Annotated in this window: 9 protein-coding genes; 4 read left to right on the top strand and 5 right to left on the bottom strand. The window is 41.5% G+C overall.

Translation table 11 applies throughout. The features are described from left to right. Window positions 1-124: 124 nt before the first annotated feature. From MKY65_RS19410 to MKY65_RS19420, 3 genes are all read left to right on the top strand, one after another. Window positions 125-2,200 (top strand): RNA degradosome polyphosphate kinase, encoded by a 2,076-nt coding sequence (locus tag MKY65_RS19410; protein WP_339179741.1) that lies wholly within the window; start codon window positions 125-127, stop codon window positions 2,198-2,200. A 200-nt stretch (window positions 2,201-2,400) separates the two neighbouring features. Further along, window positions 2,401-3,507 (top strand): o-succinylbenzoate synthase, encoded by a 1,107-nt coding sequence (menC, locus tag MKY65_RS19415; RefSeq protein WP_339179744.1) that lies wholly within the window; start codon window positions 2,401-2,403, stop codon window positions 3,505-3,507. Window positions 3,508-4,047: 540 nt separating this feature from the next. Further along, window positions 4,048-5,442: an L-cystine transporter gene (locus MKY65_RS19420; RefSeq protein WP_339179747.1), complete on the top strand. Its 1,395-nt coding sequence runs from the start codon at window positions 4,048-4,050 to the stop codon at window positions 5,440-5,442. 59 nt (window positions 5,443-5,501) lie between these two features. Here the strand turns inward: MKY65_RS19420 and MKY65_RS19425 are convergent, their stop codons facing one another. The 3 genes from MKY65_RS19425 to MKY65_RS19435 form a co-directional block, all read right to left on the bottom strand. Continuing rightward, a complete protein-coding gene (locus MKY65_RS19425; protein WP_212928359.1) occupies window positions 5,502-6,266 on the bottom strand; it encodes a glucose 1-dehydrogenase in 765 nt (254 codons plus the stop codon). Between the two features lie 95 nt (window positions 6,267-6,361). Continuing rightward, window positions 6,362-6,724, bottom strand: coding sequence for a fluoride efflux transporter CrcB (crcB, locus tag MKY65_RS19430; RefSeq protein ID WP_339179750.1), 363 nt, complete (start codon window positions 6,722-6,724; stop codon window positions 6,362-6,364). A gap of 24 nt (window positions 6,725-6,748) precedes the next feature. Beyond that, a complete protein-coding gene (locus tag MKY65_RS19435) occupies window positions 6,749-7,120 on the bottom strand; it encodes a CrcB family protein (RefSeq protein ID WP_339179752.1) in 372 nt (123 codons plus the stop codon). Window positions 7,121-7,292: 172 nt separating this feature from the next. Between MKY65_RS19435 and MKY65_RS19440 the strand changes: the two genes are divergently transcribed. Beyond that, a complete protein-coding gene (locus tag MKY65_RS19440; RefSeq protein ID WP_212928362.1) occupies window positions 7,293-8,018 on the top strand; it encodes a DUF3784 domain-containing protein in 726 nt (241 codons plus the stop codon). Between the two features lie 200 nt (window positions 8,019-8,218). Here the strand turns inward: MKY65_RS19440 and MKY65_RS19445 are convergent, their stop codons facing one another. Together MKY65_RS19445 and MKY65_RS19450 are read right to left on the bottom strand one after the other, a co-directional pair. Then, complete coding sequence (locus MKY65_RS19445; protein ID WP_339179756.1) at window positions 8,219-11,800, bottom strand: hypothetical protein; 3,582 nt, start codon at window positions 11,798-11,800, stop codon at window positions 8,219-8,221. 223 nt (window positions 11,801-12,023) lie between these two features. Beyond that, window positions 12,024-12,200: a YjfB family protein gene (locus MKY65_RS19450; protein ID WP_077601790.1), complete on the bottom strand. Its 177-nt coding sequence runs from the start codon at window positions 12,198-12,200 to the stop codon at window positions 12,024-12,026. Window positions 12,201-12,883 lie beyond the last annotated feature (683 nt).

Below are 12,883 nucleotides of genomic sequence, written 5' to 3' on the forward strand. Positions count from 1 at the left end.
ATGATATATATAGGACGCTATAACGAGTGTTCAAAAAGGATTCAAACCAGAAGCAAAAAAGCCCGATTCGCAGCTTATCATTTGAGAACTTTTTGAACATCCTCTTAAAAAGGGATGGTGTGATATGGACAAACAAATAAAAAACGTCAATTCATCAGCCTCCTACAATAACAGGGAGCTGAGCTGGCTCTCATTTAATAAACGTGTATTAGAAGAAGCAGACGATGTAAGCAACCCGTTGCTCGAACGGCTGCGGTTCTTATCCATCTTTTCATCCAACTTAGATGAATTCTTTATGGTCCGGGTAGCCGGATTAAAGGATCAGGTAAAAGCAGGATTTAACCGGCCGGATGACAAATCAAACCTGACGCCAAAGCAGCAGCTCTCTTCTATCGCATCCTTAAATCATGACTTGGTAGAGCAGCAGTATCACCTGTTTAAACAGGTGCAGGAGGAATTAGAAACACAGCAGATTCGTCTTTTTCAAATGTCGGAATTATCTGCAGAATCATTATATATACTGGAGCAGTATTTTGATGAACAAATTTATCCGATTCTTACACCGATGGCCATCGATGCCTATCGCGCTTTTCCAATGCTGTTAAATAAATCGTTAAACCTGGCCATTCAGCTGGAAGACGAATATGAACAAGAACAGCATCAGAAGAAAACAGCGATTGTCCAAGTACCTGCATTGTTAGACCGGTTTATCCAGATTGATGATGCGCATCACTATGTGCTGTTAGAAGATGTCATTCGGTTTTTTATCCATAAACTTTTTAAGGGATATCGGGTGATTTCAACAAGCACTTTTCGTATTACCCGCAATGCAGATATGAATATCCATGAGGATAGCGCGCATGATTTATTAAAGGAAATTGAAAAAGAGCTGAAGAAGCGCAAATTTGGAGAGGCTGTCCGTTTAGAAATGAATGCCATGGAGCAGGACCCTTCCATTACTTCTTTCCTGCTGCATGAGCTGGAAATTCATGAAAAGGATTTGTACATTGTAGATGGTCCACTCGATTTAACGTGTTTAAATGATTTTTATGATCAAGTCAAACATGACTTTGAGTATCTTATTTATGAAACATTTATCCCGCAGCCGGCACAGGATATCCATGAGGATGAAACGGTATTGGAAGCTGTCAGAAAAAGAGATCTCTTCCTCCATCATCCATATGAATCCTTTGAACCGATTGTTGATTTAATGCGTGAAGCTGCGGATGATCCGGAAGTGCTGGCAATTAAGCAGACACTCTACCGTGTCAGCGGAGATTCGCCGATTATCGCCAGTTTAAAGCGTGCGGCTGAAAATGGAAAACAAGTAACCGTCCTGGTGGAATTAAAAGCTCGATTCGATGAGGCCAACAATGTAGAATGGGCAAAACAGCTGGAAATCGCCGGCTGTCATGTTATTTACGGAATGATTTCATTGAAAACCCACAGTAAAATCACGCTGATCGTCCGAAAGCATGAAAATCGGATTGAACGGGTCGTCCACCTTGGTACGGGAAATTATAATGACCAGACAGCTAAATTTTACACAGACATGTCTTTTTTAACGACCAAGCGCAAATATGGCATCGATGCCACCAATTTCTTCAATTATTTGAGCGGTTATACCGAAAAGCCTGATTTTCACCATTTATCCATGGCACCATTTGATATTCGCAATGACCTAATTCAGCTTATCGATCAAGAAATCACGTTTCACAAGGAATATAACAATGGACGGATTATTGCCAAAATGAATTCGCTGACAGATAAACCTTTAATCAAAAAGCTTTACGAAGCTTCTCAAGCCGGCGTGCAAGTGGATTTGATTGTCCGCGGTATCTGCTGTCTACGTCCCGGCATCCCAGGCGTCAGCGAGAATATCCGCGTACTGAGCATTGTCGGGCGTTTCTTGGAACATAGCCGCATCTACCTTTTCCATCATAATGGCGACATCAATATTTTCCTGTCCTCCGCGGATTTGATGACGCGAAACATGATTAAACGGGTAGAGCTGATGTTTCCTATCTTTGACCCCCGGATAAAAAATCGTATTAATGATATCCTCGACATCATGCTCCGTGACTCTAAAAAAGCACGGCAGCAGGCAAATGACGGCACTTATTCGCATGTTCCGCCGGATGATGAAGCTTTGAATAGCCAATTAAAATTATTTGAACAGGCGATGGATGTATTTGCTTGAAAGTAGAGATCAAAGGCTGTGAGCTGACAGCCTTTGATTTTTTTATGTTCAATTCATCGTCAGTCTTGCAGAAATAAATCCTCCCTCAGCATCCATATTGCTATTGAGAACAAACTTCCATATACTAGAACATAAGAAGAAGTTGAACTTTTACAATAGGTATCTTTCTATTTACTAACAAAATACAAGGAGTCTTGGAAATGAAAATTACAGAAATAACGATGCATCGGATGAATATGCGAATGAAAAACCCGTTCACGACAAGTTTTGGAACAGAACAGGATCGTGAATTTATCATTTTAGAAGCAAAGGATGCGGATGGAACCGTTGGCTGGGGAGAATGTGTTACCTCCGAGTCCCCTCTTTATATTGAAGAATTTACAAAAGCTGCCTGGGTGATGCTCGAAGAATATTTAATCCCTCTTACTCTCGGCCGTGAAATTAGCCATCCCGATGAGCTGACAGAGCTATTCGAGCCGTTTAAGCGCAATAACTTAGCAAAAGCAGCGATTGATGCAGCTGCCTGGGATATTTATGCTAAACAGCAGGGTGTTTCTCTGGCAGAGGCTATCGGCGGATGCAGAACAGAAATTGAAGTCGGGGTCAGCCTCGGCATTGAAGATGATATGGAGCGTCTGCTTACCAACATTAAAGAAAAAACAGCAGAAGGCTATAAGCGAATCAAAGTGAAAATCAAACCTGGCAAAGACGTAGAAGTTGTCAAGGAAATCCGCGAGCATTTCCCTGATATTCCGCTGATGGTTGATGCGAACTCTGCTTACACACTGGATGATGTGGAAACCTTAAAGCAGCTGGATCCGTATAACCTGATGATGATTGAACAGCCGTTAACCGCCGGCGATTTAATTGATCATGCGGAGCTCCAAAAGCATATCAAAACACCGATTTGTCTGGATGAAAGCATTCATTCCTATGATGATGCAAGACAAGCCATTCAATTAGGAAGCGGTAAAATCATTAATATGAAAGTCGGCCGTGTCGGCGGGATTACAATAATGAAACGAATTCATGAGCTATGTAAAGAAGCAAATGTGCCAATGTGGTGCGGCGGCATGCTCGAATCAGGCGTAGGCCGTGCACATAATATTGCAATTACCTCCCTCTCAGCATTTACGCTACCTGGAGACACCGCAGCTTCCTCCCGCTATTGGGAAGAAGATATCATTGACCCAGAAGTATTTGTCAAAGACGGAATCGTACAAGTCCCTGTTTCTCCGGGAATCGGATATGAAGTTAACCGTGAGAAATTAGCAAAATACACGGTTCAGAAAGAAACATTTAAATAATCAACTCCATCTTGAGAAGAGACATTTAGACAGTATCGATTTCTGTCTGAATGCCTCTTCTCTTTTTCTTGTTTAAAATCAATTATGTTATTTCAAAGTTCGTACATACTAAGCGGAGGAATTATTTTTTTATAAAACGAAACGGACCATTACTGCCTGTCTGATTTCCCGTTTTAAAATGACGTATTTTCTTGATTTCTTGTAATAGAAGACTTACATTACAGCCCGCCTAACAGCGATAAAGAATAGCCATTTCCCAATAACGTGCATAGAATATAAAACCCTATAAAATCACTTGGTTTTAAATATATATCTATTCTAGAAATTGTGCTTTAACTGGATATTTTCTTATCATTTCAAAATAAAGCATTTTCTTTGCTCGCGATAAGCACAATCCCAGGATGAAGACCCCACAGAAAAAAATAAAAACACATCCAAAGCAACTATCTTGAAATCAAAATAGAATCGTTGTATAGTTTAATCCGTACTATTTTTGTTGGATTTCTGAAGAACATTTTATTGAAGGAGGATTATTACCAAATGGATAATTGGTTTGTATTATTAAATATAGTTGTCTTAGTGGCATTAATTGGTTTACTTATCTATATGCAGAAAAAACATGTCTCCTTTGCCAAACGTGTATTTACAGGTATGGGAATTGGAATTGTGTTAGGAGCTCTGTTCCAGGTTATCTATGGAGAAGGGTCCGATGTTCTTACAAGCACGCTTGATTGGTACGATATTGTCGGCAGCGGATATATTCGTTTCCTCATGCTAATTGTCGTTCCGCTCGTTATGGTTTCCATTATTCGTGCCATTATTAATCTGAATGAAACCAAGCAGCTTGGTAAAATGGCCGCATGGGTGATTGGCGTACTTATTTCGACAACACTTGTTGCAGCAACACTCGGTGTTGTAACCTCTCTCGTCTTTGATTTGAATGCAGAACAAATCGAAGCAGGGCATGAAGAAACAGAACGCGGTGCTTCCATGCAGGAAAACTTTGAATCCATGGAAGAAGAAACAACCCCGCAGCGTATTATTAACTTTATTCCAAACAATATCTTCTTAGATATGACTGGGGAACGTTCTACCTCCGTTATTGCCGTGGTTATTTTCTCTGTTCTCGTCGGGATAGCCACACTTGGGGTGAGCAGGAAACAGCCGGAACAGGCAGAACGGTTTACACGAATGGTGAATGCCGTATTTGCGATTGTCATGCGGCTTGTAACACTAATTTTGCGCTTAACTCCATTTGGCGTATTAGCACTGATGACGAATATGGTGGCCACGACAAACTTTGCAGGCATTGTACAACTTGGTAAATTTGTAATTGCGTCCTATGTCGCATTGATTGTCATGGTTCTTATTCACATGCTCATCGTCAGCGGATTCAAATTAAATCCGATTACTTTTATGAAAAAAGTGTTCCCGGTACTCGGGTTTGCCTTTACTTCCCGTTCCAGTGCAGGAGCGATTCCGTTGAATGTTACGGCACAGAAGGAAGCGCTGGGCGTGGATGACGGAGCTGCCAATATGTCCGCATCCTTTGGCGCAACCATGGGGCAAAATGCTTGTGCAGGTATTTATCCTGCGATGCTGGCCGTTATGATTGCTCCAACTGTCGGTATTGATCCAACGTCACTTGACTTTATTGTACAGCTTGTCTTAATTACAGCAATCAGCTCCTTTGGTGTCGCTGGAGTCGGCGGCGGAGCAACATTTGCAGCGATTATCGTTCTGTCCTCTATGGGACTGCCAATCGCACTAGCCGGTCTGTTGATTACCGTTGAGCCGCTTATTGATATGGGCCGTACCGCAGTCAATGTCAACGGCAGCATGGTTTCAGGTACTGTCACTTCCAAAGTGCTCGGCAACCTGGATGAGAAGAAATTTAATAATAAAGATGCCGTAGTAGAAAACACTGGCATTTAAGTCTTTAAAAAAGCAGTTATCTCGGGTATATGAGATAACTGCTTTTTTATCAAATAAATCTAATCCGCCTGCATTCCCCCATCTACATTGTACAATGCACCATGCACAAACGACGCTTCATCCGATGCCAGGAATCGGACAATCTGTGCAACCTCATCAGGCGCGCCAAACCTTCCGACCGGAATCCCTTGTTTTAAAGCTTCTCCTGATTTTTCCGGTTCCCCGGGCGTTAAATTATTTTGAATATCTTGAAGCATCTGTGTATCAATGGCAGCAGGAGCTACCGCATTCACACGAATCCCTAACGGAGCAGTTTCTAATGCTGCCGTCTTCGTTATTCCTGCAACCGCATGCTTGGAGGCTATATAACCGACCATTCCCGCTGAACCGATATAGGCAGCATTAGATGCTGTATTAATCACTCGTCCATGTCCTTGTATTTTCATTTGTTGAAGCACATGTTTTAAACCTAAAAACACCCCGGTAACATTAATCGACATAATCTGTTCAAAGGTATCCTTATCCAAATCAGTAATTTCCGCAACAGGACCATTAATTCCTGCATTATTAAAGAAAACATCGATGCGGCCAAATTGATCAACCGTTTCCTGAACATACTTCTTTACGTCTTCTTCCTTCGTTACATCGGCTTGAATTATGCCCACATTTTCCGGATTATCCGTGAGAGATTCCTTTGCTTTTGCTAAGGATGATTCATTAATATCGACTAAAACAACCTTTGCACCTTCATTCAGAAATAATTTTGCAGCTGCTTGACCAATTCCGCCGGCTCCACCAGTTATTAATACCACCTTATCTCGCATATAACACCTCTCCTTTATAGTATCTTCTTTTCTATTTTACGTAATCGCTTACAAAACTACAAATAATTGGCTTTTTTGATGCAGCACCTTTATTTTCAAGAAAAAATGAAAACACTATGTATTCCCGCCCAAGCCGCTGCAATGCTTAATAAAGCAGATGTGATAACGTACCAGAAAGCTGCCAGCCACTTGTTATCCAGCAGCAAATCAATTACTTCCTTCCCAAAAGTAGAAAAGGTCGTATATCCGCCGCAAAAGCCGACGCCTAACAACAGCCACAGCTCGAAAGGCAAATCAAGCCCATATAGAACTCCCAGCAAAAGAGAGCCGGACACATTAATAATCCAGGTCGCGACAGGAAAGATAATGCCTTTATCTGCCTTTAACGGCTTCATATATTCACTGATAATGTAACGCAATAATGCACCAACGGCACCGCCTGCCCCTACTAAAAACATTGGAATGATGCCTCCTTCTGCTTATTATACTTTTCTGATCCGTGCATAGACAACACGTGCTGTCCAAACTCCTGCCCCAGCAAAAATGACTCCCACAACCACGCTTATCCCAATATAAAGCAGAGCCATGGGCAAGGTTAACAGCAATGCATCTAATGCAAAGGCAGAAAATGTTGTAAATGCGCCTAGAAACCCGGTGCCAAACGTCAAAGCCCATACCTGGCGATCATGTCTGGAAAGCGAAACAAGCGTCAGTAAAAAGCCTAACAAGAAGCAGCCGATGATGTTTACTGTCATCGTTGCCGTTGGAAAAGTCAGATCGCCAAACCATAGACTGATTCCATAACGGGCTATTGCTCCCAAAAAAGCCCCGATCATCACAAATAGATAATTCATCGTACCACCATACCTTTATCCGTACATTATTCATATGAATAGAACATGTATAATTTAATCCTTACCAGCGGAGAAAGCAAGTATTTTGGGATAACCAATTCCGGATTCATTGAAACTTTTCTTCCTTTCATCCGTAATTATAGTGCAGATAAATTTGGGAGGTAAGAAACGTATGGAGTATATATCCATTATTCAAATCTTTTTAATCCTGATGTTTTTCTTTTTCAGCTATCTTATTTTAATACGCAAAAACTATTATATCATCAGCGGATTTCATTCAAGTACATCAGAGGAGCAGCAGAAAATGATTCAGGCAGGCTATCCGCGTGCTGTCGGCAAGATGCTGCTGCATGTAGGGATTATTTTAACCCTTGGCTTCCTGCTCCAGCTTTTTCATGTCCCTTATGCGATTGAGGGTTCATATATCGTGATGCTTATTGTTATATTTATTGAATCCTTTTGGATGACGAAAAAGGTAAAAAAGAAATCTCGAAGGATAAACAAAACGGTGTTAGGGCTCTCCCTCATATTAGTTATTGTTGTTTTCGCCATCCCTTTTATGCCAAATAAACTGGAAATAAACGCGGACTCCTTTGAAATGACGGGCTTGTATGGAGATGAATGGGCTTTTTCTGACATGGAGGATATCTCCCTCTACGATGAACTTCCCGAAATCACGATACGTACGAACGGCATTTCCCTGTTTGGCAAACATCTTGGGAATTATCGCATCGAGGAATGGGGAACCGGAAAACTATTTATCCGCTCGAATGAAGCTCCATTTATTGTTGTTCATACCGAAGACAGCTTTGTTATTATAAATACAGGGCAGGCAGATAAAACTAGAGAGCAGTATCAGCAGCTGGAACAGGCGTATCAGCAATATAATAATGATTAGAAAAAAGCTGTCCAGCGCGGACAGCTTTTTTTTGATCACTATTATTTATATGCCGGATCAGGATATTTATAAAAACCTTCTCCAGATTCAATCCCAAATTTCCATGAAAGCAATTATTTTATAAGCACGCTTATCCCTCTCTATAAAAAATAAAGCAGTTTGGAGCTGCGTTATGATTTAGCATCCCCAAACTGCTTTCATTAATTCCATTCTTTAAACCGGGCAATCATTTGCTTCAGCTTTTTCTCCAGCTTTCCTTCGCCCTCACGCTGTTTCTTCCATTCATTGTAGCTCGCGATGCTGATAAACAATATTCCGGCAATCAGAAGATACGCCCACCAAGGGAGATTGCCCCAATAAGGTCGTGTCTGATAAATCACATTAAATAAGAGTGTTCCGATCCCGACAAAGAAATAGGATTTCAATTGATAATGCATCCCTGCAAGCAAGGAAGCAATAGATAACGCTCCGATAATCAATGCATCCATTATCGTAGCACTCTGAATCGCATCCGCAATCAGGTACACCGTAACCAGAATCAACAGCACGGTCTGCACATGCCGCATCACCGGCTCGTAATCATTCCATGTTTTCTTAGACAAAATAATTGCCAAAGCAAGAACCGGCAGCGCATGAAGCTCCGCATAAAGCACTTCAGGAATGGCATTGATATAATGATCAAGCACCAGGTAATACGGCGGTAAACAAGCTATGCCGCCAAGACTGATACATATTTTCTGCAGCATCTGGTTCCCCACACGATCCTGCTGCAGGAAAAACCAGGAAGCGAACAAGCCAAGCGGAATGACAGTCAGCCAAATCGTATCCAGCTCATTTGCCCAGTTCAATGCAAAAACGAGATAGGCAACTGCCATCAGAGAATACCAGTCTACAGCCCGCAGAATTCCCTCAGAAGTAACATACAGCTTTGAAAATAAATATCTGCCAGCCGCTGTTAATATACCGAAACCGATAGTATACATCAGCCATAAATGAATCGTTTCCTCAAATACCGCTTGTATTTGCCATAAATAGATGGAGAAAAATAAAGGCACCACAAGGTATAATGTCCAGCTTCGCATATGCAGGAAATATAAATTCACTATAATTAGTCCGGCAAAGATGAGAAGCTGCCAAAACACCTCTACCGCAGATAAAAACACGCCCATACCTAAAACCAGATTCATAAACGGAATGAGAAAATATTCTATCCGCCGCTTCCACACCGCTGATACTGCTGCCCAGACTGCAATCATAATGATTCCTGCAGCAAGCCAAGCATAAACAAATGAAATTGCTGCCATCCATTCATAATGAGAGATGAAGGATACTACTGCTCCAAGCAGCATCAGTAACCCAGCATATAAAGCCGTTTTTATCTCCCATTCTTTTTCCTTTGTCAGTGCCGTATAAGCATAGATTGCCAGCGGCACCAGCCAGACTGCCGGATAAAGGATTGGCCGAGCTACACTGTCCCCCGCAATAAGGAAGACAAGGAATAAAAGCACCGTGTGCGCAAAATAGAAGAAATACGGCTTTAAGCCGGCATCCCATTTTCCTAAATAACGTTCCACCGCTAAGAATACAATGGGCAGGCCGAGCATAAACCAGACAAATCCTTCTAACGTATCAATCGAAAATGTACGCAGCAGCGATACATAAAACCCTAAACCTACCGCCGCAGCGAGACCCCAAAACACAGGCTTCCCAGTAAAACGAACCAGCCAATAAACGACGCCGATTCCTATCAACAAAATAGACGGCCTTACAAAGATTTCATCTCCGGTAAATCCGACAAACAGAAGAAGCATGGCTAATAGATAGCTTCCCTGACCCGTATAGAACGTTGTCCGGGTCAATTCCTGCTGCTTTCTCTGCTTCCAGATTAGGCTGATTCCAAGCAGCACCAGACCTGCAGCCGCCAGTTGAAAAGGAATATCCAGCTGACTGCGGTAAACATAGGATGCTTCCACAAATTCAAAGTAAAGAATATACATGGCCAACAGCCAATTGATTGGAACAGCCCAGGAAGCAACTTGCTTCTCCAACGTTTTTTTCGATACCACAGTCATATAGAAAGCAACGGCGCCAAGTAACGCAAATATAACTGAAATTTCCACGAATTCAAGCAGTACCAGCTTACCGAGGATAATGATTCCAATTACCGGCATCGACCAGAAATACATACTTTTTTGTACAGCCTGCATAAATGGAATGCGATTTTGAAAACCGACAAACAGAAATAAAATAATCATATAGAAAAACATAAAGTTAAGAATGCTTTCCGGGAAAAACGGATGCACTGCTAACGACCAAAACTGTATCCCGACCGCAATAAAGAATGCAGGAGCAATCCAGCGAAAAACGCCTCGTTTCGTTACCTCTGCAAGATAGACATAGGTGGCGGCGATAACTATATACGCCAGCAGCATAAACCAGGAATCCCCATCAGCACGGATAATCAAGCCTTGAAAGCTGATGTAAAGAAAAGCAAAGCCCGAAATGACGCCGCTTATATAATAAAACGCCTTACTTGCAAAGCTGTCCTTCCGCATCACATAGGCAAATCCGAGATAAGCTGCCCCCATCAATGCATAAATTAACGTATCTGCTGTATATAAAAACGAATTCTCCGTCAGCTGGTAAATACCGTAAGCAAATAAGGCGGCAAAAACAAACTGATAGCCTTTTGTCTGATAGACGAACACCATCGCCATATAGAGAAATGCAGTCAAAAGCACATTAAAACTATAAAACACAGCCTGATTATAGACAAACAGCATTAATAACGTGGAAACAATCAGGTTTAACTGCGCATAGGCCGGCAGTTCATGTAAAAACACACGAAATACCTCGCCCTTCTCTTTCCGAAAACGGTGATAAACGAATAACAAAGCACCGTTATACAGCATCATCAGGAAGAAGAACACATCCGTCGGGATTTGCAGCGCTGCAAGGAAAAAGCCGATAAAAAAGGATAAGAATATATAAAAAATCCATACAAATAATTTCGCTTTTGTCTTATAAGCGTTCCAAGCGTATAACGGAAGCGGGACAAGGGTACACAGCATTCCGAGCCAATAGCGCCCCTCTCCTGTTAACGTTAAATAATCGCCAAACAACCCGAAAAAGCCAATACCGATTATCGCAATCGGCAATAATAAACTCCCGAGCGTCAAAAACGCAAAAGCTGTCTTTTCGATTTTAAGAAAACGGGAGGACAGACCGCTTAAGGCTAAAAAGAAAATCGAAACGCCAAGCAATGTCGCAACCTTTAACAAGGCTCCCATCTGATCCCAGGAGCTGGTGGCCACAACTAACCCGCTGATCAATAGAAAAGAAACTCCTAAAATTAGCAGCCAGGTAATATTCCTTTCCCTGACCTGCTCCGCTGTTTTCGGCTCGCGAACCGGCTTTGCTTTCTTCTGCTTTGCCGCTTCCCGCTCTTCTGGAGTCAACAGCCATTCTTTTTTATCCTTATTGCCCTGGAAAAACCCGGTTGATTGTTTTTTACCAGGCTTGCTGTCTGACTGTGAAAAAGAGTCCTCTGCCTCCTCCGGCTGATTCTGTTCTGCAGCCTGAAATCTTTCTTTAGAACCTTCCTCTTCCGCATCCTCACGTGCTGCCCCATCCATACTTTTATCTACCTGTTTCGCATATTCCTGATGGGCTGTTAAGATGCGTTTATAATCTTCCATGCTGATAAAATCTCTTTTTAATAATTCAATCAATTCTTCTTGCAAAATTTGGGCTCGATTTTTAGAATTCGAAATAACGTCCACGCCCCCTTTTCTAAGGTGAAGGATACTTTATCATGGAGAACCGTCTGTAAAACTTCCACGGAGTGAAGTTTCGTTTTATGTATCTTGTTATAAGATTACAAGAATTTTATGAGATAGTAAACAACATTTATTCCTATCATATATATATGTAAAAAACCCCGCTTCTTCACACCGAAACGGGGCAGCTTTTATCTTCCTTTTTCATTCCTGCAGAGAAAAAGTGTTACGCCTTCACGTCAATGGAATGCCCTAAATTCGGATGCTGCGGCTGATCCAGCATTTTAATCAGCTCCGCATTTTGCGCTTCCGCATGATCCATGACTTTTCCCATTAAGCTGAAGGACACCTGTGTCTGCAAATTAGCCTGACTCATGATCATCGACATTTTTCCAACATCCACCTATCCATTCACCTCACTCTGAAAGATTTACGAATTACCTTTATTTTAACACAGTTTTCTGTCAAATGATGCATATTTTCTACTATAACGGGAATAGGAAAATAAGTGGTTTATGTGTTTAAGAGATGATTACCATAAAAAAAGAATACACTATTTAAAAAGGATCAACACCAAAATCTATGGTTGGAAAATATAATTAAATGTGATAAAAGCAACTAGCTAGCGGAGGAAATACACGGAGACTCCTATGGGAAAGCGCAGTGTGAAGACCCCGCAGAAAAAAAGCGAATTTCTTTTTTTTTGAGGAGGCTGAGCGCAAGCCCATGGAAAGCGTAGTGTATTTCCGTAGCGGTCGCTTACAGCAAATTTATATCTACTATGTCACCCATAGATTTTGGTGAAGAGCCTTTAAAAAACATATCTTAAATTTTGGTAAGTACTTCGATTCATGATAAAATTCTAGTATTAGAATATAGAACTATTTCTAAAGCATCAGCTGCAGAGAGTAACGGTATCTTTAATAGATAACCGCTTAAAAATATACATAAAAAACATACATAATGACTAGAAACAGGAGCTGACGCTTCCTTTAGTAAATATACCAGCTTCTATAATCCGGCTAAACCCTATACAGCCGTGCTTTCAAGCCATCCAATCTGCATGATTATGGAATAAAGGAGAGG

The organism is Oceanobacillus sp. FSL W7-1293 (assembly GCF_037969815.1).
GTDB lineage: Bacteria > Bacillota > Bacilli > Bacillales > Amphibacillaceae > Oceanobacillus > Oceanobacillus oncorhynchi.